Source organism: Vibrio comitans, from assembly GCA_024346835.1.
GTDB lineage: Bacteria > Pseudomonadota > Gammaproteobacteria > Enterobacterales > Vibrionaceae > Vibrio > Vibrio comitans.
Genome location: AP024866.1, coordinates 2,356,942 through 2,380,370 on the forward strand (window position 1 = coordinate 2,356,942; position 23,429 = coordinate 2,380,370).

A 23,429-nucleotide genomic window follows, 5' to 3' on the forward strand; every position below is an offset into this window, starting at 1 on the left:
CCGCTATTCAACAGCTAAAGCCTGTATCTGCTCGACAATCGCCTTAAGCCCATTACCGCGTGATGGGCTTAAATGTTGCAACAAGCCAAGGCTTTCAAAATAACCTTCCACGTCAAACTGCTGGATTTGCGTACTAGTTTTACCGTTGAAAACGGCCAACACTAACGCAATCAAACCGCGCACAATACGCGCATCAGAGTCCGCACTAAACTGCCAAATGCCATTGTCTTGCTCTCCAACAAGCCACACCTGACTTTCGCAACCGGCAACCAGTACTTGCTCTGCTTTCAGCGATTCAGGCATTATCGGCAACTTCTTGCCCCACTGAATCACTTGACGATAGCGTTGTTCCCAACCCTGACATTGCTGCATCTGCGCTAGAATATCCGCCTCTGTAATTGAGGTGCCAAAAGGGTTCTCAGTCGAGTTTTCAGGATAAGTCATGGTTATTCGACCTTAGTTCGAGCTGTGCTTTTGAATCAATTTTTCAATGATACGCGAGACCGCAACAAAACCAAAGGTTGCTGTCACTACAGTCGCAGCGCCAAATCCGGTAGCACAATCCATACGCTTTGGACCTTCTGCTGTCGATTTAACCGCGCAAACACTGCCGTCTGCTTGTGGGTATTTCAGTTGCTCAGTAGAAAAGACGCAGTCGATAGCAAACTTGCGTTTTGGGTTCTTACTAAAATTATGGAAACGACGCAGTTGGTCTTTGATCTTCTTAGCCAGTGGATCTTGTACAGTTTTGCTAAGGTCAGCGACACAGATTTGAGTAGGATCAACCTGACCACCAGCACCACCAATGGTAATGACTTTAATTTTGTTACTACGACAATAGGCTAGCAATGACGCCTTTGCCTTAACGCTATCAATAGCGTCCAACACGTAGTCAAATTCTTTGCTCAGATACTCAGATTGGTTGTCTTGATCAATAAAATCATCAATCAGGTTTACCTTACAATCAGGGTTAATCAAAGCGACACGCTCGGCCATCACCTCAATCTTGCTTTTACCGACAGTGCCTGTCATGGCATGGATTTGACGGTTAATGTTAGTCACACACACATCATCCATATCAATCAGCGTTAGCTCTCCAACACCGCTTCGCGCCAAGGCTTCTACAGCCCAAGAACCAACTCCACCAATACCAATCACACACACATGAGCAGCGCGTAAAATCTCTACCTCACTATTACCATACAGGCGACGAGTGCCACCAAAACGTTGGTCATAGGATTCGGATGCTGGGGTCGTTAATTCTCGCATGACGATTTTTCTCTGAACATAAAAAACAAGAGTGCGTTTTATACGCACTCTTGTGATTAATGTCTAGTTTTTGCGGCGTTTAGAGGCCTACTAGTGAAGTCTCTATTGGCTGGTTGGCAATTGCCAAGGGTTAGCCGTTTCTGAGTTTTCTAACCCTAATTTCCACACTCGGCCAAAATGCTTGTAATGACCAGATTGCACCCCCGCTCGCGCTCCCATGCCATGATAAAGGTCAAGATGATTTTGTTTTACCGCACCGCCCGTATCTAGCACGAGTAACAAACGCAAAGCATGAGCCCCTGACCAAGTTCCGTCAGCATTTAACAGAGGGACTTCTGCAAGGATAGGAGTTCCCATAGGCAGAAGCTCTCTATCACCGGCAACTGAGGCCATAGGTAGTAATGGAATACCTGCTGTTCCACGTACAGCTAAATCATCCTTCGGCACAAAGAACACATAAGAAGGGTTTTGCTCTAGTAACTCTTTAACCGTCTCTTCATCATTTTCTGTCACCCATTGCTTGATTGCTTTAAGGGACATCTTTTCTTTTTCAACCAAGTCACGCTCTATGAGAATGCGGCCAATGCTGACATAAGGACGGTTATTTTTTCCAGCATAAGCAAAATATTGCATGCTGTTGTCATCACCAAAGTGTACAAATCCGCTACCTTGCACTTCCATCAAGAATGGGTCAATCATATTGTCGGCATAACCCAACTCAAGCCCTTGCCCCTCTAACGCACCATCATAGATCTGAGCGCGAGTTGGACACTGACCTGTGCAATTTGGCTTACCATACACTGGATATTTATAGGTAGCATCGGGCTCGTGACGCAATTCAATCACAGGAGAGAAGTAACCGGTAAACATTACATTACCCTTACTATCTCCTCCCTTCATCTGAGCACTTTGCACTCCATAGTTAGCAAGATCAGTCGGGTCGCCACTTTGCAAAGCCCACTCAGACAATTGCTGATACAGGTCTTGATACTTGGCTGCCATTGACGGAGAGTTATCCAACACCTGTTTTGCTTGCGCATCAAATGAATTGAGATCCCTAAACGCGTTACTCTCAATGGTTTCTGTTTGCGTAAGTGGCTGCTGAAACTCTTGGTCAAAATCTTGCTGACCGCGTTCAGCTTGCTGAGCACACCCTACCATCAAAGTAGCAAGGGTAAGAAGAGGTATAAATTTGCGCATTGGCTGGGTTTTATGTCCTTGAATAAACCGTAGAAAAGCAGAATGACAAACTCCCCTGCTTTGCGCAATGCCTGTAAGAAAAATCACACACAATTAACATTGAAGTGTGCCATTGTTCATAACGCGGTTAATAGTTGTAATTATATAAACAGTCATTATTATTGTATAAAAATTCACTTAAAGAGTTTAACCATGTATCGCAGTACTGAGCTGGTAAAAGGATTTCGTCAGTCCACCCCATATGTAAACGCACACCGTGATAGCACTATGGTGATCTATCTGTGTGGAGAGGCCCTTAGCCATGACAATTTTCCTAATATTGTCAGTGATATCGCTCTGCTACATAGCCTTGGAGTAAAATTAGTATTGGTACATGGTGCTCGCCCGCAGATTGATCAGCGTCTTAATCAACAGTCATTAAGCTCTCCATATCACAAAGATATTCGCGTAACCGAATCCTCTATGCTGCCCCATGTCATGCAGGCCTCAGGGCAATTGCAATTGGCTATCACCGCTCATCTATCGATGAGTCTAAACAATACACCCATGGCGGGGACTCAATTAAACGTCGTCAGTGGTAATTTTGTTATCGCGCAGCCTTTAGGCATCGAAGATGGCATCGATTATCAGCACAGTGGCCGAGTTAGACGTATCGATGTAGAAGGGATTAATCGCACTCTAGAGCAAGGCTCAATTGTGTTAATTGGCCCTGTTGCAGGGTCTGTTACCGGAGAGTGCTTCAATCTCGTTTCAGAAGAGCTAGCGACGCAGGTAGCGATTAAATTAAGTGCTGACAAACTGATCGGCTTTAGCTCAGACCAAGGCTATATCAAGCCCAATGGTGAGGTTGCAGCAGAGTTATTTCCTCATGAGGTGGAACATATTCTGCAACAAGAGGAGAATAACAATGCGCCGAGTACTCATCGCTTTTTGCAAGCGGCAGTAAAAGCTTGCCGAAAAGGCGTGCAACGCAGTCACTTAGTTAGTTATGTGGATGATGGGGCATTAATCCAAGAGCTCTTCTCTAGAGACGGTATCGGCACGCAAGTTGTCACCGCAAGCGCAGAGCAAGTGCGTATTGCGAGCATTGATGATATCGGTGGTATTTTGGATCTGATAGAACCTCTGGAGAATAACGGTATCTTAGTACGCCGTTCGCGTGAGCAACTAGAGCAAGAGATTGAGCGCTTTACTATCATAGTCAAAGACCAGCTTATTATTGGTTGCGCCGCGCTCTACCCATACATTGAAGATAAAATGGCTGAAATGGCCTGTGTAGCGATTCATCCTGAATACAGAGACGGCAATAGAGGTGCTCACTTACTTGCACATATGAAAAACCAAGCAGACTCTTTAGGCATCGAGCAGTTGTTCATTCTCACTACCCACAGCCTACATTGGTTTAGGGAGCAAGGTTTCAGTGAAATTGATCTTGAGGCCCTGCCAATTAAAAAGCAGGACCTCTACAACTTCCAGCGTAAATCAAAAATCCTAGCGCTGGACGTCACCTAAAGAGCAACTACTAGAGCATTAGCCATCGGTTGCTAAACGCTGTGACAAGTGGCTGCTTCGTGCGGTTTTCTGTTTTATTGCGCGCTGCATAATGGCTTTATCTGCGTATACACTGAGCTGATTTTTTGCTCGGGTAACACCGGTGTAATAAAGCTCTCGCGTTAATACAGGCGTTGGCGTCTTAGGTAGCAGAAGCAAGGTATGGCTAAACTCACTGCCCTGAGATTTATGTATGGTCATTGAATACGCCGTTTCGTGCGGTGGTACTCGACTTGGCAGCACGCCTTTCACGCTGCCATCCGGAAGCTCGAAGTACACCTTCAGTCGAGGCTCCTCTAAGCTCTCATCAAGCAAGCAAATGCCAATATCTCCGTTATACAATTGCTGACTATGGTCATTACTGGTCACCATCACAGGGCGCCCGATATACCATGTCTCTCGTTCAACAGGAATCAGACTCTTGCGCGCCAATGCCCGCTCTATATTGGTATTCGTCCCTTCTACGCCAAACTCCCCCTCACGCACAGCGCACAACAATCGCGTATTGGCAAAGCTTTGCAAAACGCTACGAGCAAATGAAGGCATTGTCATTTCGCCATTATTTGCGTAACGCAATGAAAGGTATTCTTGATAACGGCCTACCAAGGTATTGATGAGTTGTTGGTAGCTCTCTGCGGTGACCTCAAAGTGCTCTATATCTTCAAAGCCTGACAAGAAGACCTGTTCAGCCTCTTTGCTGCTGCCAGAATTAATCGCTCTTGCCAGTTTTCCGACCCCAGAACGGCTATGGAATCGAAAGCTCTTTTGCAAAACACATAAGCTATCACCAATCGCTGTTCCAGCATGAGCCGAAACTGATAATTGATAGCCAGTAAGCTTATTTAATAGCTCTCGATGAGCCAAACCATATCCTTGACCTCCAAGCTGGCAAATATCCCCTAGTACTGCTCCTGCCTCCACTGATGACAGCTGATCTCTGTCGCCAAGGAGAATCAATCTGGCATGAGCAGGCAGTGCGCTAAGCAATTTATACATCATAGGCAAATCGACCATAGATGCCTCATCGAGGATCAATAGATCTAAGTGCAGAGGATTGTGAGAGTTATGTTTGAACTCAGTTCGATTAGGAATAGCGCCAAGCAAGCGGTGCAATGTACTTGCTGATGTTGGGATCCTTTCTTTTATCTCAGGGGCAACAGGCAAAGAGTCTATCGCTTGACCTATGGACTCGGTAAGGCGAGCTGCTGCTTTGCCCGTAGGCGCTGCTAGTTTTATCGTAATATCAGTATCACTTGATGATACCAAGGCCGCTAGTAGTTTAGACACTGTTGTGGTCTTCCCGGTACCAGGGCCTCCCGATATAACGCAAAAACGCCTAGTTAAAGCCGTGGCAGCTGCTACTTTCTGATGATTTAAACATGTGCTGAGAGGGATATACTCCTTGAGCGCCTCAAGTTCGCTAACATTACGAGCTTGTGTCGCTATTGCCACCACTTTATCTAGGGCAATGCCTTCAACCTCAACCACATCCAAGGACTCACAGATAGCTCGTTGAATGACCGCCGTATTGGCATTGCTTTTCTTTAATGCTTGTATCTCAGAGAACAGGTAGTTTAACTGCCAAGCGAATAACTGATCTAACTGAATCCTCAATGTGGAGAGCTTACTTGCCTCCATTGCAATCGGCTCGGCATACTCCAGTATTTTTTGCGCAAGCGCTCCCTCAAAATGCCAATACTTTTGTAAATACAAGCTACCAAACTCAAACACAAGCGGCAGACGCATTGCATCTTGGAAATCATGGGCGACCAAACTAGAAGCTTTGAGCTCACTAATCCAATCGCACTGCAGTAACTCGGGGGCAAATAAAGGCTCAAGTTGGCTACCCCCTAGCGCCTTTAAGGGATTCCAGTTATCGGTAATCGGTAGGCATGAATTGCCCTTACTAAGCTCATAACTCACCGCACAAGCCATGACGGCAATGCGCTGTGCTGACGCCCCTTTCTCTTGCGCCGCAAAGAACTTCGCAAGCTGAAAATCAATATCTCGGATCATCCCCACACTGGCCATGACTTCTAGCCATTCTAACCACTTCTTTTGCCTGTAATGGGTCAGTTGCTGCGGAGCAATATCATTAATATTTAACGTTTCTGGAAGAGCTTCACTAGTCATTACCATTAGATAGCCTCCTCGCCACGAATATGTGCATCTAATTCCTCTAACATCTGCTGTGATGGCTTCGCTGAAAAGACACCGTACTCACCACTGCCATCCATACCGCGTAAGAAAAGATAAAAACACCCACCAAAATGAGTATCGTATGAGTAGTCAGGTATCCGACTTTTTAAGAACCTGTGTAGCGCCAACGCATAGACTTGGTACTGGGCATCATAGCGATGACCTATCATCGCCTCATCGAGAGTCTTCTGATGATAATCCTCGGCACTATCGCCAAGGTGATTGGACTTCCAGTCCAGAACAAAATATTTGCCTTGGTGCTCAAACACTAGGTCAATGAAGCCCTTTAGCATGCCCTCTACCGGCGCAAAGCCAAGATCGCCTGCTTGGGCAGTCAACGAGTCATGTTTGTGGGTAATGGCATTAAATCGCTGAGCCGACAAGATTTCGATGGGGAGAAGAAACTCCATTTCCACCAGCCTTTGCTGTGGCTGTTTTTCTGATAGTTTGATGCCACTTCCATCTAAGTCAGTGTTAAGCACCTTATCTATCATTTCTTGCAGTACCGGCAACCATTCTTCATCTAACTGCTCTTTGAGTAAAAGCTGCTTAATAATCTCTTCGTTCTCTGCGGCAAAGGCTGATTGGGTGTATTCAACCTCTTCGAACAGGGTATGTAAAAATGTGCCGGGTCTTGCGCCACGCGGGAAATTGAACATAGTCTTTTTGTTCAAATCAAGCAGCGGCGATTGATCCTCTGAAGCATCAATATCCAAGCCGGTATCGAGCCAAACGCTTTCATCTTGGTGCTTTGAGCCATGGCCTTGCTTCACCAGTCCAGAATAACTGGTCATTCTCCAGCGCCAATCTATCTGTTGCTGCATTTTACTGGCTTCTAACTGAGACTGTTCAACCTGTGGCGCTTGATAGCGAACATCATCCCACGCTATAGGGTCACTAACATGTATAGATGGGTATTTGCTTTGTAACGCATTTAGAGCAGTAGCGAGTGCAGACGCTTCTTGCGCTTCTGCTCCTTGCAGTAAATAACCAATGGAGCTGAGATGTGAGCTGGCTTTTTTACTACGACCTTCTTTTAGCGCTGCTACACCAAGGTAACAGCCATAGACCGCACGAGTAACCGCAACATAGATAAGGCGCAAATCCTCGGCAAGCCTTTCTTTATCCGAGAGTGCAATGCCATCGCTATTATTATCGAGATCAAAACGCGTACGATGCTGCTCTGCATCGTAATAAAGTGCCTTGTCGCTCTTCCTATAAGCGCTGACAAAAGGCACAAAGATAATGTCGTATTCCAAGCCTTTTGATTTGTGGATCGTCACCACCTGAACCAAGTTCTTTTCCGACTCCAAGCGTTGTTTCTGCTCATCTCCAGCATCACCACAGCCCGCCTCAAAGATGTGCTCTTCAAACCAACGCAACAGTGCATGATCACTTTCTAGCTCTGCTGAGGCTTGTTGTAACAGCTCAGCCAAATGCATGAGATCGGTGAGTACTCGTTCGCCTTGATGCTCATTTTGAAATCTCTGAGCTAGCTCTCTGTATTGAATGAGTCTGCGGATCATCGGCATGATCCCTGACTTCAACCACAGCTGCCTATAGTCACTAAACTCTTGGCTCAGCAACTCCCAGTATTGTTCGTCTTGATTCAAGCGTTCTAAATCAAATAAAGACAGATCAAACAACGAACTGGCAGCGGCTGTTCTCAGTGCTCTATCGTTATCAAAGTGCAATGCCGCGCGCAAAAATAGCAGCACATCGCTGGCGATTGGACTCGAAAAAACGCTGTCTCTGTTTGAGAGGTAAACGCTGGCAACGCCTTTTTCTGAAAGCGCTCGACGAACCAAGTTTGCCTCGCGCCCTGTCCGCACTAACACGGCGATATTGCCAGCTTGAATCGGTTGGTCTTTTGAGCCATGCAGCAGTGCATGGCCAGAATCTGATGCGCTTAAAAGACGCTGTATTTGCGTTGCAGTAGACTCCGCCATACTCCGGTTATAATCGCCCTTAGCCACAGCCTCACCATCTTGCTGCTTCAGCCAAACCGTCATTGCGGATTGAGTTTCGCCATGTAGCGACCAAGATTTCTCATCTGCACCAGGGCTTGCTGACACTGCAGTAAAAGGAATGTCCTCGTCATAAATAAATGCAGACTCAGCCTCTTGGAACAGTGCGTTACTCGCATCAACCATATCTTTACTAGAGCGCCAATTGGTCATGAGGTTGAAGTGCGAAGTCACCTCTTTACGCGCTCGGATATAAGTAAAGATATCGGCGCCACGAAACGCATAGATAGCCTGCTTAGGGTCACCAATCATGAACAAGCCGCACTCTGGGTGCTGTAGGTAAAGGTGTCTGAATATGTTGTATTGCTGCGGGTCCGTATCTTGAAACTCATCAATCATCGCAACTGGATACAGCGCGCGAATACGCTCAGATAACAGCCCTTCAACGTCGGCTTGTAAGGCATAGTCAAGCTGGCTAAGCAGATCATCAAAGGAAAGCTTTTGCTGCAATCCCTTTGCTTTTTGCAGTTCAGAGCGACACTCAGGAATGGCATTGCTTAAGATAGCTTGCTTCACCTCAAGATCAGGCAAAGAGCAATACTCATCTATATGATCAAATACGGCATGCTCAGGTGCTTGCTTGTCTGGTTTAGTCTTAGATTGCAGCACGCTAGTACTAAAGCGCTCCAGGCATTCCGGCACTGCGATACTAGATAGCGGTTTTGCGGCCCAGCTATCAATCTGCCCAACCCAGTTTGGTACATTCTTCTTATTGTAGGGATTCTTGGTAATGCCAGATTCTAAAACCAACTTTTCAAAGTCGACACTGCCTGACAGCCATTGCTTTTGAAGGCCCTCAAGGATCGCTATACGCTCAGCATACAGGGTCTCTAAATCTCCCTTTTCTACCTCTGAATGAATATAAACCTCATTACCACTGATAAAGTTGTTCAGATCAGCGTACAGCGCTTGGGGGGTTTTCCAGTGACTACGGATCTCTGACACCATGCTGGCGCCCATGCCATAGAAGTGACGACGCCAGTAATCCGCAATCACTTGTTCTTTTAATTGCGTCTCATCTTTAATGAATTGGCTTTTAAAGCGACTGCCCGACTCGAATGCATTTTGTGTCAGCATCCGTTGGCAAAATCCATGAATGGTGTAAACCGCCGCTTCATCCATCTGGCGCTCGGCAGCCAGTAGCAATTCACAGGCTCGCTCACGATCATCGGTTTGCTCTAAAAGTGGCTCAATCACAGGATCATCACTAATGCCTCGGCTAAAAGCGACTCGTGCTTGGTGAATTCGCGCTCGAATTCGATCTTTTAGCTCTGCGGTTGCCGCCTCAGTAAAGGTCACTACCAAGATCTGCTCTACCGTTAGTGGGGTTTGGTGTGCTGAGCCGTTATCACCGTGCCCCAACAACAACCTTAGATAGAGTCCAGCAATGGTAAAGGTCTTGCCGGTGCCTGCAGAAGCCTCAATTAAGCGAGCGCCATGCAAAGGGAATGTCATTGTCTCAAGCGGCGCAGGAAGGATTTGCGCGTCATTTGTCATAGTGAACCCTATCTAAATATGTGATCAATGTAATGAAGCCGAGTTTCTGTGCTTATTGTTAAGCATTATCCGGTGAAGTTTGCGATCGTACTCACTGATATAACAAACTGTTATGCGTAAGCTTGCCCTCAAATTATGAGTGCTAAGCACCAACCCTATAAAGAACTAAAAAATAAGAGGTCTCTCTGACCCTTTGGCCGCCAGCAATTACCCTACAAATAATAAATGCTGGCGGCCACCCTTTCTCTTCTGACCTATTTCCGTTATTTCGATTTTTCTTGCAGTCTCTCTTGCGCTGGCAATAAGACTCTTTCTGTCAGCTGATATCCGCGCTGTTGCAACTCTTCGCTCCATTGCGACCACGCTATCTGAATGTACATATCATCCGTTTCACCTGAGTTATAGTCATCGCCAAGGGCTGTCGCGCTAAATTTACCTAATGCGGCTTCTCGGGCAACGTCGGTATCCCCTTTCTTCGCTTTTTTTACAAACTCTTGCGTCGCTGCATGCGCCGAACGAGGAAAGTAAGGAAGTGGGTTGGTCATTCCCTCAAAATACAGCCCGACGAGATCTTGTAGGAAATCTAATGCGTCTTGCTGCTCAATAGCGGCCAAGGAAAAGTACTCAATCTCTTTTTTGCTGGAGATTCCAATAAGGTGGCTGGTCACAGCGACACCTGAAGCGCAAGCACATAGGTGTTTTATCCACGCCTGCAGGATATCTTTCGAGCGAATACGGCCTACGCGATAATGGACTAGGCCAGAGGTATAATAGTTATCTAACCACCCTGTAATCGTTAACCACTTTTCACGGTATTGCACCTTCAAAGACACAGGTAGCGAAGGCTGTTTATTGCTAGTATAAAAGTCAATTTCAGCGACCAACTCTTTCATGGCCTGTTGATTCTCTAAGACCTCTAAGTCACCAAAGTTACCAATTGGTAATTGCCCTGAACTACGATAATAGTGAGCAACCTGTTCTACTTCCGAGCCTCCGCCATCTAACATAGCCGATACAATCTCATCTCGTAGCAGGTAACGCTGGAGCCCACCTAAGGAAAAGGGCTCCTCATCTTCAATCAGCTCTTTTTCGCTGTTAAACCACACTTGTAGCCTCTGATTAAAGAAGTACTTCACAGGCAGAGACCAAAACGACAACAGCTGTTCCAATTCAATCTCAGACAGCTCTTCTCGTTCTACAAAATAATCCGATAACGGCGTATTTGGCTTATCCGCTTGAGAATAGACCCCATTCACCACAGGCAACCACTCAGCAGCAAAGCTCTGGTTATTTTCAAAAGCCTCACGACTAAATGGGGTCATACTGTGATGAGAACTAAGGTGATGAAGTAAGTGCTTTCCAGAGTCGTCCACAGATAGAAGCTCATCACCATCTAAACAGTAGTTTTGTGAGCAATACTCGAGCAGCTCAGTCACTAAAATAGAAGGCAAGCATTCGCTGTTGTCGAGAATAGATTGTCCGATATAGCTGATATACAAGCCTTGCTGAGCAGAAAGTAGAGCCTCTAAAAATAGATAACGGTCGTCATCACGACGACTTCTGTCACCAATACGACTCTTAACCGTCATCAAATCAAAACCTTCCTGAGCAACATTACGAGGATAGACACCATCGTTCATTCCTAGTAAGCACACAACATCAAACGGAATAGAGCGCATTGGCATCAGGGTACAGAAGTTGACTTGTCCTGCTAAGAAGCGCTGGCTAACACGGGAGTTATCCAGTTTATCTTGCAGGTACTCAGAGACCACTTGATGACTTAAGCTGGCATCTAGACCAGACTCTGTGGTTTGCTGCGTCAGTGAAGACAAAGCATCACGAATACTGGTTAGGGCTATCTCGTTTTCAATATCTAACTCAAAGAAATCATTGGCCAGAGAGTTAAGCTGTGTTTGCCACTGCGCACTATGCTGCGGCTCTTTTAAAACACTGCGGTAATATAATACCTTATCAATAAAGGCTGCGAGCTTTCCTGCTAGCTCAGCCTGCATACCCTCAATCTGTTCATAGGGTGCGAGCATGCCACTACTCAGCTCTAATGGCTGACACATGGCCGACATGCTGTAGCCAAGTAAAATACGCTGTAAGCCAAACACCCAAGTATTTTGATTCAAGCTTGGCAATTCAAATTCAGTGGCGGTTGAATCATCAAGCCCCCAGCGCACACCGGCTTCTTCTACCCACAAATTAATCAATTCAAAATCTGAGGCTGACAAGCCAAAGCGCTGCAGTATTGCTGGGGTTTCCAATATCTCCATCATCTCACTGCGGCCACAGCGGCTGTTAGGTAAATCTAACAGCTGAAGAAACGCATTTAAGATAGGGGTCTCTTCGGCCACGCTTCGGTCTGAAATAGAGTATGGAATTCTTCTATCGCCGGTCGCATTGCCAAAGATGGCGTTAATTGCTGGAGAATAGGCATTGATATCCGCTACCATCACAATAATATCGCGTGGCTTTAGCGACGGGTCTTGATTGAACAGATGCAGAAGCTGATCGTGCAACACTTCTACCTCTCGAGTGGCACTATGGCAGCAATGTATAGATACAGAGTGATCGTTTTTTGATACTCGCTGTTTATGCAGGCTTTGCTCTAGCTTAGTATCATCTTGATGTTGATTAAGCTGCAAAATATCTTGCTGAATACTTTGTAGAAGTGTCTTTACATCGAGATCAACAAAAGCTTCCACCTCATTGCTATCAAGCTCAGAGAGTAGATGTAAATTATCTCGCCCTTGCTTACCCATAGAGGCCAGCAAGTTGTTACTGATCGCATCGTGATGAAACTCTGGCAAGGCATTGTGCTCAATATCCCCTTTAAGAATAGGAACACCCTGCGCTTCGCTTATCTCTTGTCCATGCCAACGAATGCGAGGTCTCACCTTAGCCGCCATTTTCGCTAGGGTACGCTGGTCTTTAATATCCCCCCAGTAATAGCGACACGGGTTATGGAACATCAGGTGCACATCAATATGCTCACCTAAAGCCTTCAACGCTTCCAAATATTTGGGCGGCAAAGAGCTAATACCAAACACAAATAAGCGCTTAGGTACGTTATCACTGCTTATCTCTGACAGGTTTGCCAGTTTATCGATGAAGTCTTGATACAGATTTGCTCGGTGGTACTTAGACTGACCTAATTGCTCAGTAAAGCGATACAGTTCTCGCCATAACTCACCTTGCCATAGCCCTTGCTCTTGTAACTCAGCAGGATGCTCATTACCTTCCCAAGCGGTAATGTAATCAGGACGATACACCAAGTAACCATCAAAGATATCAGCAATCTTGCCAGCCAATTGAAACAGCTTAGAGTTATCCTGATCGTGCTCAAGATAAGCTGCAAGAGAAGAGAACTCGTCCTGTCCAAGTTTACTTGGCAATACCTGCATCAACTTCCACGTCATCGCCTCTTTATTAAAGGCACTGCGTTTAGGTACATCAGGCAGTACCTCGATAAACATCTGCCAAATGAAGGTAGCGGGAAGAGGAAAATTGAGATTAGCTGCAATCCCCATATCCTTGGCTAATTCCATCTTTAACCACTGAGACATACCAGGGCTTTGAACTAAGATTTGCTCTTGCTCAAAGGGAGATGATAGAGGTTGCTGGCGAATAAGTGCTATGAGTAGAGATTTGAGAAGATCGATCTGGTTTGAATGATAAACAGTAAACAAGGCAGGCTCACAATCCGTTGAATCAATTGCAATAAGATTACCACACCCTAGTGCAATTGATGCCTCAAAGTGAGTTATTTAAGACTCACCTCTAACCTTGGTTGAATCAATAGGTTATTTAAATATTGTATTGCCACATAGCCCACCACCAATGTCGCAACGGCCAATTCTACCAATGCTATGCCATGCACTTGCTCAACATACTGAGCAGGAACACCCATCTCACCCATCCAAGCCACCACTTTAAACAGGGCCGTTGCACCAATCACTAGAGGGAAGGTAAAAGCGGCGTAAGCTGGGCTAAATGGCAGTCTCAATAAACGATAAAAGGCCATATAGATCACCGATGTCATTAGAACGGCGATACCAAACAGCAAAGCCACAATCACTGGTGATGGAGCATCAACAAAAGAAAGATAGCCTGCCAATGAAAGGCTCGCTGGCGCTGCTAAAATCGCGATAGTTGGCTTAGCTGCATCTTGGACTAAATCTGAGAATATAAAACGATAAATCATTATAGGTAGCATGATGGCGTAGGTCGCCATACCGAAGTACAAGGTATATTCACCAATCCAATGCAAAGACGAACTGCCAGAATAGGTTAACGCTGCAACTATGATGCCGACCGGAGGCACAAACCAACTTGGTACCATATGGTGAAGCTGAAAGTTTTGGCTTCGATGAAAAATAAAGCTCACCAAGAACACAATATGCAGTGCTACTGACATTACCCATATAAGGTTACCCAACCCCACCCAATGTTGGCCGATGGCATACGACACCACCATACACGCCATAGCAAAAGTAGGTACCACACTCCCTACAACAGGATGTGATAAATCTTGCTTAAGTAAATGGGAATGGAGCAGAAATTTACCCGCTAAAACAGACAATAATATCGATGCAATAACAGCGCCCGCAATCTGCGCGTAACCACCAAACACCCCAAGATTTTCCAGACTCCAACCTAGACTTGCGATACCAAGGGCAAGTCCTGCCATTGGGGTAGGTGCATTGGCTAAACGAGATTGTGTTTGCATTAGATGACTCCGCTCATGATTTACTTGATGCGCTTAGTTTACTCTTGAGCTATGTTTATGAATATTTAAAGATTTAAAACTAACGTTAAGAAAAACCAAACATCATGATTTCATTTACTCTACGTCAGTTAGAGGTGTTCGCTTCTGTTGCCAAAGCCAATTCTTTATCTGCCGCCGCACAGACTCTATTTTTGTCCAAGGCTGCAGTAAGTTTGTCTCTCAATGAGCTCGAAAACCAACTGGGCCATACCCTATTTGATCGAATCAATAACCGATTGATCATCAACAATGAAGGCATAAAGCTACTGCCCATTGCTGATGAATTGCTGCATCGAGCACATTCAATTCAGGGCTTATTCAATAACTCTGAAACCCTTAGTGGCGAACTGCGACTGGGAGCAAGTGATACCATTGGCAATCAGCTACTGCCCTTTCTAATCCGAGACTTTAAGCAAAAACACCCAGCGGTTGAGTTTAAAGCCTTATTATCAAACTCCTCTGATCTAGGTCAGAAAATACTCGACTACCAAATTGATATCGCTTTTATCGAGAGCAACGAAGATTCTGCAAAGCTCATCCATCATCCGTTTGGTTTTGATCAGATGTGCGTGATAGGCCAAGCTGATCATCCGCTTTCATTAGAGGAAAATCTTACGTTTAATGACCTGGAAGAGACTAAATGGCTACTCAGGGAGTCAGGCTCAGGGTCTCGCGACTATTTCATTACCCATATTGCTGAGCATTTATCAAGCTGGCAGACAGAGTTTGAACTCAGTAGTAGCGAAGCCATCATCAACGGTGTCACCGCTGGGCTAGGCTTGGCCTGTTTATCAGAACTATCAGTAGATAGCGCAATCAAGGCGGGTAAAGTGAAGAAACTTAACATCACCCTACCCCTTGAACGTTCCATGCAGATCGTTTTACACAAAGACAAATACTTAAACCCATTACTCGATGCATTCTTGCAATACAGTCTTGAATGGCGTTTGACCGATCACCCCACAAAATCACCAACTCGGCTAGACTGTAAAGAGTGATTTATGTATAAATAACCAGTATTCAATCTATAAACAATTTTATGAGGATGGACCATGGCTGTTATCGTCAAGTACGTGGTAGAACGCAACGGAGAAGAAAAGATGACTTTTACCTCGAAAGCCGAAGCGGACGCATATGACAAAATGCTGGATATGGCAGATGAATTGTTCGAGCTTTTGGGCAATAGCGAAATCATCACCGATGAAGGCCAGCAAGAAGAGTTGTCTATGTATCTAGCTAAGCACAAAGAAGAGGTACTTTACGCTCTAGGTGCTAAACGCAAACCAACGCCAAAGAAGCCAAAGGTTGAAGCCGTACCTGATTCTTCAGAGTCTGACGCCGCTTAAACAACGCTATATTAATTGCCCTGCACTCATCATTGAATCGCAGGGCGATTTCTTCTTCCCATCGCTCTATCTTCTCAATATCAATTAGCAAAGCTTTCTACTTCTTCATTACCCATTGCCTCCCTTGTTTCAGCATTTTGTCAGTTTTCGTGATTTAGCCCTTTTCAGCTAAGCGAACGCTCTTTATAGTGTAAAGCTATCAACAAAATTTGAGAGGTACGTCTCCTCACCTTAATGCATCGCAAGCGGGGAAAAGAGACGTACTTGAATACGATATATGGAGATTAATTGATGTCTTTCTTTGCACTAGCACTCGGTAGCGCGACTAAAAACCGTGATGGCAAAATTATTGAAGCTTTCTTCCCAACCCCTATCTTGAACCCTACAGCAGAACTCATTGCTGCAGTTAAACAAGCTGCGGGTTATGAGCAAGGCAACCAAAGCTTAGAGATTACTTCTGAGCAATGTGCTGCACTTGCAAGCGCGTTTGAAAGCAATGGCCAAGCGGCAAGTGCAAGTTTTGCATCAAAAGCAGCGGCATCAGAGCAGCCTTTGGTTGTTGTTGTACTTGAGAGCGATGAAAAACCACAATCGGTTGCTGAAGGCTTTCTTAAGCTGCAACTGATCTCTAACCGTCTAGTTAAGCCGCACGGCACAGTACTTGACGGTATCTTCGGTCTTCTACACAACATCGCATGGACTAACGAAGGTCCAATCGATCTTCCTGAACTGGCTGATCGTCAAATCGAAGCTCGCCTAGCGGGTCGCGCACTAAGCGTAGATTGCGTAGATAAGTTCCCTAAAATGGTGGATTACGTTGTGCCTGCGGGCGTGCGTATCGCTGATACCTCTCGCGTTCGTCTTGGTGCTCACGTGGGTGAAGGCACTACCGTTATGCACGAAGGTTTCATCAACTTCAACGCTGGTACTGAAGGCGTGAGCATGGTTGAAGGCCGTATCTCTGCTGGCGTTATGGTTGGCGAAGGCTCTGATATCGGTGGTGGTGCTTCTATCATGGGCACCCTATCTGGTGGTGGTAAAGTAGTTATCTCTATTGGTGAGAACAGCCTACTGGGCGCAAATGCCGGTCTTGGTTTCCCAATGGGCGATCGCTGTACTATCGAGTCAGGTCTGTATGTAACCTCGGGTACTAAAGTGCGCATGCTAGACAACAGCGGCCAAGAGGTTGAAGTAGTTAAAGCGCGTGACCTAGCTGGCAAGTCTGATCTACTGTTCCGCCGTAACTCGCAAACAGGTGCCGTTGAGTGTCTGACTAACAAGTCTGCAGTAGAGCTAAACAGCGAACTACACAGCAACAACTAATCACACTCGGATTAAGTCGAGTCGCTCTGACTGAGTAAAAATAAGAGGCTGCGTTTTCACGCAGCCTCTTTTGTTTTTGTATTGTAATCGATACAAAAAAAGGGAGCCTAGGCTCCCTTTAGTACTTAATCAATAAGTTAGTCTCTTACTGGGTGAAGATGAACTTCTTCTTCTTTCTTACCCGCTTCAGGGTTGTTGAATGTGTCTACATCCAATGCACCTTCAGACTTACCAACGATAACTGTTACAGCACTGTCACCAGTGATGTTCACCGCGGTACGAATCATATCAAGCAGACGGTCAACACCCATAATTAGAGCGATACCCTCCAAAGGAAGACCTACTTGGTTCAATACCATGGCCAGCATGATTAGACCTACACCAGGAACACCAGCTGTACCAATAGACGCTAGCGTAGCGGTTAGGATAACCGTTAGGTAGTCACCCATAGTTAGGTCAATATTGAACGCCTGAGCGATAAAGGCAGTCGCCACACCCTGCATGATAGCAGTACCATCCATGTTGATGGTTGCACCCAGAGGTACAGTGAAAGAGGCTACGCGGTTCTTAACACCTAAACGATGAGTTGCGGTTTCCATAGTTACTGGAATCGTCGCGTTTGAAGATGCTGTTGAGAATGCGAACATTACCGCATCTTCCATCTTCTTCAGGAAGTTAAGCGGGTTAAGCCCCGTTGTTGCTTTCAAGATCAATGGGTAAACCACTAGACCTTGAATCAGAAGTGCAGCAGTTAGAACTAGGAAATACTCACCTAGGTTCATGATTGCGCCAAGACCAATTGTGGTGAACAGCTTCGCCATCAGGAAGAATACACCGTATGGTGCAATATTCATTAGAAGCGCTACTAGCTTCATGATCACTTCGTTGATGTCTTGGAATGCAGCAGCTACACGCTCACCAGTTTCACCACAAGCACTGATCGCGATACCGAACAATACTGCAAACACAATGATCTGTAGGGTGTTGCCCTGTGCCATTGAGTTAATTGGGTTCTCTGGGAACATGCCTATTATAACTTGACCCAGTGATGGGGCTTCAGTTGCAGTAAAGCTTGTTGCAGCAGCAAGGTCTGCACCAGCTCCTGGTTGGAAGACAGTACCCATGAAGATCGCCATTGAGATTGCGATCATCGTAGTTACTAAGTAAAACGCGATTGTCTTACCACCTAGACGGCCTAGCGTGGCAATGTCCTTAAGTGAACTAGTACCACAAACAAGTGATACAAACACCAAAGGCACAACAAGCATTTTCAAGCTAGCGATAAAAATTGAACCACCTACATCAAATAGTCCATTGACTAGATAGTTATTAATAAACTGGTTTTCGCTAAAAGCTAATCGAATGATAAAGCCTGTCAGGATCCCTAAACCCATACCGAGAATGACTCGGGCGGTCAGTGACATTTTCTTATCAGTATTCATCTATGAACACTCCTATTTATCTTATAATTTTTGCTTTGAACGGCTACAAAGTCGCGAGCAGGTTAGCAGGCGAATAGGTGATATTTATTATCATTTGGCTTAAAAAAAATAAAAACGCGATCTAGATCACAAGACATCACAACTTAAAAGAGCTCCCAACACTGTATTTTTACAAAAAAAACACATTTACGTGCAAATATCGAGCAGTAAATGTCTATAAAATCACAGTGATACAATAATTAACCAGCTAGCGCACTCTTCAGCACAAAAACCATGCAACCAGGTGATCAGCACCCTGTCACTGATAACGTTTACAATACTTAGAACGTTATTTTTATTAGACTTATCTCATAAAATGATTTCACGACTCGGTTTATGTTGATTCGTTTACACTTTCTCCGTTTAATGAAATGAAGAACTATTAGGACGCAGTGTATGGCAACCATAAAAGATGTCGCAAAATTAGCCGGAGTTTCGGTCGCAACCGTATCAAGAGTGATCAATAACAGCCCTAAAGCTAGCAAAGCTTCTGTGCAATCAGTAACGACGGCAATGAAATCACTTGGGTATAGACCCAATGCCAATGCACGAGCGCTAGTTAGCCAAAGCACTAATACTATCGGTGTTTTGGTCAGTGATGTCGCAGACCCATTTTTTGGTAGCCTAGTAGGTGCGGTAGATAAAGTCGCTAGAGAGAATGGAAAGCACATTCTTATCGGTAATGGCTATCATGATAGAGAGCAAGAACGCCAAGCTTTGGAACTACTGATTAACAGTCGCTGTGAATCACTGGTCATCCATGCAAAAGGACTGACTGACGAAGAATTGATTGACTATGCCAACGAGGTAAAAGGCTTGGTTGTAATCAATCGGCATATCGAAGCCATTAGCTCTCGTTGCATTTCTCTGGATAATTATAAAGGCGCCTACTTAGCGACAGAGTATTTACTCAAGCAAGGGCATACCCAAATTGCGTGCATCGCCTCATCACACGCTATCTCCGATACAGAAGAACGTATTAATGGCTATAAAGATGCACTAACTGATCACAATCAAGTGCTTCCCGAACACTACACCGAGTTTGGTAACCCAAACAACCGTGGCGGAGAAGCGGCGATGACCAATCTACTTGCTAAGTCTTTACCTATTACCGCCGTGGTTGCCTATAACGATTACATGGCCGCTGGCGCTATGTCGATACTGGATGAGAACCACCTTTTAACCCCAGAAGACATCTCTATTATTGGCTTTGATGATGGTCTAATTGCCCGCTATGTGAAGCCTCGCCTGACTACGATTCGTTATCCTGTCGAGTTAATGGCAGAGAAAGCCACTGAACTGGCTTTACGCCTAGCCAGTGATGCCCCTATTTCAGAGCACCCATTGCGTTTCTCCCCTACGCTAGTGAAACGTGATTCTGTAAGCTCTATAAAATAAAAAAGCCCCTTCTGCTATCTAGAAGGGGCCCTAACTTACACGAGTTCGCTATTTAAAGGTGCGAGCTCTTGTTTTCTCTAGTCTCTCTAAGATTTTCTCAATGCGATCAGGGTGTACCATAAACTCTTGGAAGCCTTTCATCCCTTCTTTAGCCATTGCTGGGTCGGTATCTCGGTCGTAGAACTGAGCAGTACCATCGGAAGCGGCAAGCATTGCCACACCTTTATCCAAGAACGGATCAGATTTGGCTTTGGCTTTACTATTGGTTGGGATCTGAAGCAGCAACTCATTAATTAACTGCTGATTCTCAGCTTGTGCCACGAACTCTAAGAATAAGCGCGCGTCGTCTTTGTTTTTCGCCTTGCTTGGAATGTGCAAGGTATCCATTGGAGCATCTTCTGCCATACCTACTGCAGGATCGATCACTGGGAACTGGAAGAAGCCCATCTTACCGTCGAGTTCTTCAGGGAAGTTTGGTGTAATAAAGTTGCCCATTAGGTACATTGCAGCCTGTCCGTTATATAAGAAAGGCTGCGCTTCTTGCCAAGAATAGGACGCGTGATTTTTCAAGAAATAGCCAGGCTCCACCAGCTCAGCCCAGTTTTCAAATGTTTTCTTCACGCGATCATCGGTATAAGGGACTTTGCCGTCCATTAACTGAATATGGAAATCTAAGCCATTGGTACGTAAGTTGAGATAATCAAACCATCCGGCTGCAGTCCAAAGATATTTAGTCCCTATGGTAAATGGGGTGACATCATTCTCTTTTAGCTTAGCCGATGCCGCCTTTAGCTCATCCCATGTTTTTGGCTCTGCGATACCATGTTTGTCAAAGATATCTTTACGATAATAAATACCCCATTGGTAATAAGTGTATGGCACACCATATTGCTTACCATCAACCGTCATTGCTGGCGCTGCAGAAGCGAAGTCTTGCACCATATTATTGTCTTTCCAAATATCACTGACATCTTCAAACAAGCCACGATCTACAAAGGTTTTCATACGGTTACCCGCATACCAGAACACCACGTCCGGTGGAGAAGTCACTAGCCAGTTACGAATTGTGGTCTTGTAAGACTCATGGTCATAAAGATTATATTTCACCTCGATCTCTGGGTTGGCCTTTTCAAAACGGTCAACAATCTCTGCCCATGCTTCTTTTGGAGCCGGATCTGACGCATCAGAGTTGATGACCAGAGTTCTTGCATGAACTGAAGTTCCCAGCATAGCGCTCAAGGCTATACTGGCAGAGAGTAGCTTCACGTATTTCATAGTTGTTAGTCCTTATTATTAACTAATCGACCGAATTACTTGGTCGCTCCTAGGGTTAAGCCAGCAATAAAGTGTCGCTGCATAGTAAAGAACAGCACGACTGGGGGAATCGCGGCTACGACGGCTCCAGCTGACATAAATTGCCATGACGCTAACCACTGTCCCTGCAAAGAGCTCAAGCCTGCTGTTACCGGCCTCACTTCATCGCTTTGCACCAGCACTAGCGCCCAAAAAAAATCATTCCAAATAAAGGTAAATACCAGCACAGCTAAGGCCGCTAGAGCTGGCCTTACTAAAGGCAACACCACATACCAAAATATGCGCCATTCTTTCACTCCTTCTACCCGCGCAGCTTCAATCAATGCATCGGGAATCCCAACAATAAAGTTGCGCATAAACAGCGTACAAAATCCGGCTTGAAAGGCGATATGAAAGAAGATCAGAGCCCAGTGGGTGTCGTAAAGACCAAACGAAATAGTTAAATCTCTCACAGGGATCATTAAGATTTGAAACGGCACAAAGTTGCCGCCGATGAATAAAGCAAAAATCCAAATATTTGCGGAAAAACGGTACTTAGCCAGAGCAAATCCTGCCAAGGTCGATAGAGCCACTGCGCCCGCAACTGCTGGCAAGGTGATCAATAGACTATTAAGCAGGTAGTCACCCATCGCCGTAGAAGTAAAGACCTGCGTATAGTTCTCGACCATCTGCGTATCTTCTGGCCAGCCCCAATAATTCCCTTTATTGATATCATCCATTGAGCGTATAGAGGTGAGCATTACGGCTATTAAAGGAAGCAGCCACAAGACCAATGCGATAGGCAGAGCCACACGATAGCTCATGCTCGCGAACGCTCCTGATTTTTGAATTGGTTTAGGAAACATTACTTCTCACTCCTTAGCATGCGCCATAAAAAGTAAGCGATATAGATATCCATAATCAGGAACAGCACCACAGCTACCGATGCGCCATATCCCATTCGATAATTAAAAATCGACTCTTCATACATTTGGTAGGCAAGTACGGTAGAACTGCCCCAAGGGCCACCCGCTGTCATAGTGGCAACCAAGTCAAATGAACGCAGTGCGCCAATCACAGTGACAACGATGGCAATAAAGGTAGCGGGCCTGAGTTGAGGCAAAACGATAAACCACAACATTCGCCAGCTTTTGGCTCCGTCCAAACGAGCGGCTTCGATCTGCTCAGGATCGAGATTATTTAACCCCGTTAAATACAAGATCATGCAGTAGGATATTTGTGGCCATAGACCAGCGGCTATGATCCCGTAGGTAACTAAGTCTTCATCCGCCAAAATAGAAATAGGGTCGAAGCCTAGGGCACCGATTGCGATGTTAAACAGACCAAACGAAGGGTCGTAAAACCAAGCAAATACAAGGCCAACGACAACTTGAGAGATAACGAAAGGAAAAAAGAATAGAGACTTAACAACGCGGATCCCTCTCACCTGTTGATTGAGAAACAAGGCGATCAGCAATCCTATCGGAGGGGCTAGCATAAAAAACACTAACCACAGGGTATTGTTTTTCAAAGAGGTGTAGAACGCCTCTGAATCAAACAGCTCTATGTAATTATCAAGGCCGACCCAAGTCTTTTCTCCTAGGCCATCCCATTCAAAAAAACTAAGCCAGATGCTCTGAAAGATCGGGTAAACAACATAAACACAGAACACCAATAACGCCGGCAGCAGAAACAGCCACGGCGAGAGTTTTGAACTTGCCTTTTTTTTGCTTACCGGAGGGCGATCTTTTGCAGTCTCATTCGTAAGAGATGGCTGCATATCGATACTCCAAAAATCACTTAGGGTCTGTTGACCTTTTGCGGTTGAATTTTGCTCGAGTCAGAAACGATTTAATTGCGGCGAGAACCTTGACGCCTAGTTATCTAAGCAAAAGGTTATCAACAAAGAGTCAATCGTTTATGGCCGAGCCCTGCAACAATGATTTGAGTGTAGACCCCGATTGATAGGTCGATATCAGATAGCGTTCGTTTTGTTACCTATGTGGCAGTTTTCTCGCCATTTATTGAGAAAAATGTTAAGTGATAAGCTATTGAAATTGCTATAGGGTTT

The 23,429-nt window shown here is 45.3% G+C and carries 16 protein-coding genes; 5 read left to right on the forward strand and 11 right to left on the reverse strand.

Annotated features, from left to right (window positions below):
* Positions 1-3: 3 nt before the first annotated feature.
* From csdE to mltA, 3 genes are all read right to left on the reverse strand, one after another.
* The gene (gene csdE / locus OCU46_RS10870; protein WP_141272077.1) at positions 4-444 is read right to left on the reverse strand and encodes a cysteine desulfurase sulfur acceptor subunit CsdE; all 441 of its coding nucleotides are present in this window, start codon (positions 442-444) and stop codon (positions 4-6) included.
* A gap of 12 nt (positions 445-456) precedes the next feature.
* Positions 457-1,269, reverse strand: coding sequence for a tRNA cyclic N6-threonylcarbamoyladenosine(37) synthase TcdA (gene tcdA / locus OCU46_RS10875; protein ID WP_141272076.1), 813 nt, complete (start codon positions 1,267-1,269; stop codon positions 457-459).
* Between the two features lie 102 nt (positions 1,270-1,371).
* Positions 1,372-2,469 carry a murein transglycosylase A gene (gene mltA / locus OCU46_RS10880; protein WP_141272075.1) on the reverse strand — a complete coding sequence of 366 codons (1,098 nt, stop codon included), beginning with the start codon at positions 2,467-2,469 and terminating at the stop codon, positions 1,372-1,374.
* Positions 2,470-2,661: 192 nt separating this feature from the next.
* Here mltA and argA point away from each other — a divergent pair, with 192 nt between their 5' ends.
* Positions 2,662-3,981, forward strand: a complete 1,320-nt coding sequence (argA, locus tag OCU46_RS10885; RefSeq protein WP_141272074.1) for an amino-acid N-acetyltransferase — start codon at positions 2,662-2,664, stop codon at positions 3,979-3,981.
* 18 nt (positions 3,982-3,999) lie between these two features.
* On the opposite strand, the gene recD is transcribed toward argA, so the two are convergent.
* From recD to OCU46_RS10905, 4 genes are all read right to left on the reverse strand, one after another.
* Entirely contained in the window at positions 4,000-6,159 is a 2,160-nt protein-coding gene (recD, locus tag OCU46_RS10890; RefSeq protein WP_141272073.1) for an exodeoxyribonuclease V subunit alpha, read from the reverse strand.
* A complete protein-coding gene (gene recB / locus OCU46_RS10895) occupies positions 6,159-9,743 on the reverse strand; it encodes an exodeoxyribonuclease V subunit beta (protein ID WP_141272072.1) in 3,585 nt (1,194 codons plus the stop codon). Before recB ends, recD begins: the two co-directional genes overlap by 1 nt.
* 263 nt (positions 9,744-10,006) lie before the next feature.
* The gene (recC, locus tag OCU46_RS10900; protein ID WP_141272071.1) at positions 10,007-13,438 is read right to left on the reverse strand and encodes an exodeoxyribonuclease V subunit gamma; all 3,432 of its coding nucleotides are present in this window, start codon (positions 13,436-13,438) and stop codon (positions 10,007-10,009) included.
* 74 nt (positions 13,439-13,512) lie between these two features.
* Positions 13,513-14,478, reverse strand: a complete 966-nt coding sequence (locus tag OCU46_RS10905; protein WP_141272070.1) for a TDT family transporter — start codon at positions 14,476-14,478, stop codon at positions 13,513-13,515.
* 104 nt (positions 14,479-14,582) lie between these two features.
* Here OCU46_RS10905 and OCU46_RS10910 point away from each other — a divergent pair, with 104 nt between their 5' ends.
* The 3 genes from OCU46_RS10910 to dapD all read left to right on the forward strand — a co-directional run bounded on the left by OCU46_RS10910 (position 14,583) and on the right by dapD (position 17,186).
* Positions 14,583-15,515 carry a LysR substrate-binding domain-containing protein gene (locus OCU46_RS10910; protein ID WP_141272069.1) on the forward strand — a complete coding sequence of 311 codons (933 nt, stop codon included), beginning with the start codon at positions 14,583-14,585 and terminating at the stop codon, positions 15,513-15,515.
* Positions 15,516-15,569: 54 nt separating this feature from the next.
* Complete coding sequence (locus OCU46_RS10915; protein WP_141272068.1) at positions 15,570-15,863, forward strand: YebG family protein; 294 nt, start codon at positions 15,570-15,572, stop codon at positions 15,861-15,863.
* A 291-nt stretch (positions 15,864-16,154) separates the two neighbouring features.
* Positions 16,155-17,186 (forward strand): 2,3,4,5-tetrahydropyridine-2,6-dicarboxylate N-succinyltransferase, encoded by a 1,032-nt coding sequence (gene dapD / locus OCU46_RS10920; RefSeq protein WP_141272067.1) that lies wholly within the window; start codon positions 16,155-16,157, stop codon positions 17,184-17,186.
* Positions 17,187-17,323: 137 nt separating this feature from the next.
* Here dapD and OCU46_RS10925 read toward each other — a convergent pair whose 3' ends face one another.
* Complete coding sequence (locus OCU46_RS10925) at positions 17,324-18,628, reverse strand: dicarboxylate/amino acid:cation symporter (RefSeq protein ID WP_141272066.1); 1,305 nt, start codon at positions 18,626-18,628, stop codon at positions 17,324-17,326.
* Positions 18,629-19,063: 435 nt separating this feature from the next.
* Between OCU46_RS10925 and OCU46_RS10930 the strand changes: the two genes are divergently transcribed.
* Positions 19,064-20,065 (forward strand): substrate-binding domain-containing protein, encoded by a 1,002-nt coding sequence (locus OCU46_RS10930; RefSeq protein ID WP_141272065.1) that lies wholly within the window; start codon positions 19,064-19,066, stop codon positions 20,063-20,065.
* A gap of 48 nt (positions 20,066-20,113) precedes the next feature.
* On the opposite strand, the gene OCU46_RS10935 is transcribed toward OCU46_RS10930, so the two are convergent.
* The 3 genes from OCU46_RS10935 to OCU46_RS10945 are packed head-to-tail and all read right to left on the reverse strand — an operon-like array spanning position 20,114 to position 23,138.
* Positions 20,114-21,340 (reverse strand): ABC transporter substrate-binding protein, encoded by a 1,227-nt coding sequence (locus tag OCU46_RS10935; protein ID WP_141272064.1) that lies wholly within the window; start codon positions 21,338-21,340, stop codon positions 20,114-20,116.
* 35 nt (positions 21,341-21,375) lie between these two features.
* Complete coding sequence (locus OCU46_RS10940) at positions 21,376-22,224, reverse strand: carbohydrate ABC transporter permease (protein ID WP_141272063.1); 849 nt, start codon at positions 22,222-22,224, stop codon at positions 21,376-21,378.
* Positions 22,224-23,138: a carbohydrate ABC transporter permease gene (locus OCU46_RS10945; protein ID WP_141272062.1), complete on the reverse strand. Its 915-nt coding sequence runs from the start codon at positions 23,136-23,138 to the stop codon at positions 22,224-22,226. The genes OCU46_RS10940 and OCU46_RS10945 overlap by 1 nt, the downstream gene beginning before the upstream one ends.
* Between the last annotated feature and the right edge of the window lie 291 nt (positions 23,139-23,429).

Coding starts and splice junctions, on each gene's coding strand:
- csdE (WP_141272077.1), bottom strand. CDS start 444: ATGACTTATCCTGAAAACTCGACTGAGAACCCTTTTGGCACCTCAATT.
- tcdA (WP_141272076.1), bottom strand. CDS start 1,269: ATGCGAGAATTAACGACCCCAGCATCCGAATCCTATGACCAACGTTTT.
- mltA (WP_141272075.1), bottom strand. CDS start 2,469: ATGCGCAAATTTATACCTCTTCTTACCCTTGCTACTTTGATGGTAGGG.
- argA (WP_141272074.1), top strand. CDS start 2,662: ATGTATCGCAGTACTGAGCTGGTAAAAGGATTTCGTCAGTCCACCCCA.
- recD (WP_141272073.1), bottom strand. CDS start 6,159: ATGGTAATGACTAGTGAAGCTCTTCCAGAAACGTTAAATATTAATGAT.
- recB (WP_141272072.1), bottom strand. CDS start 9,743: ATGACAAATGACGCGCAAATCCTTCCTGCGCCGCTTGAGACAATGACA.
- OCU46_RS10905 (WP_141272070.1), bottom strand. CDS start 14,478: ATGCAAACACAATCTCGTTTAGCCAATGCACCTACCCCAATGGCAGGA.
- OCU46_RS10910 (WP_141272069.1), top strand. CDS start 14,583: ATGATTTCATTTACTCTACGTCAGTTAGAGGTGTTCGCTTCTGTTGCC.
- OCU46_RS10915 (WP_141272068.1), top strand. CDS start 15,570: ATGGCTGTTATCGTCAAGTACGTGGTAGAACGCAACGGAGAAGAAAAG.
- dapD (WP_141272067.1), top strand. CDS start 16,155: ATGTCTTTCTTTGCACTAGCACTCGGTAGCGCGACTAAAAACCGTGAT.
- OCU46_RS10925 (WP_141272066.1), bottom strand. CDS start 18,628: ATGAATACTGATAAGAAAATGTCACTGACCGCCCGAGTCATTCTCGGT.
- OCU46_RS10930 (WP_141272065.1), top strand. CDS start 19,064: ATGGCAACCATAAAAGATGTCGCAAAATTAGCCGGAGTTTCGGTCGCA.
- OCU46_RS10935 (WP_141272064.1), bottom strand. CDS start 21,340: ATGAAATACGTGAAGCTACTCTCTGCCAGTATAGCCTTGAGCGCTATG.
- OCU46_RS10940 (WP_141272063.1), bottom strand. CDS start 22,224: ATGTTTCCTAAACCAATTCAAAAATCAGGAGCGTTCGCGAGCATGAGC.
- OCU46_RS10945 (WP_141272062.1), bottom strand. CDS start 23,138: ATGCAGCCATCTCTTACGAATGAGACTGCAAAAGATCGCCCTCCGGTA.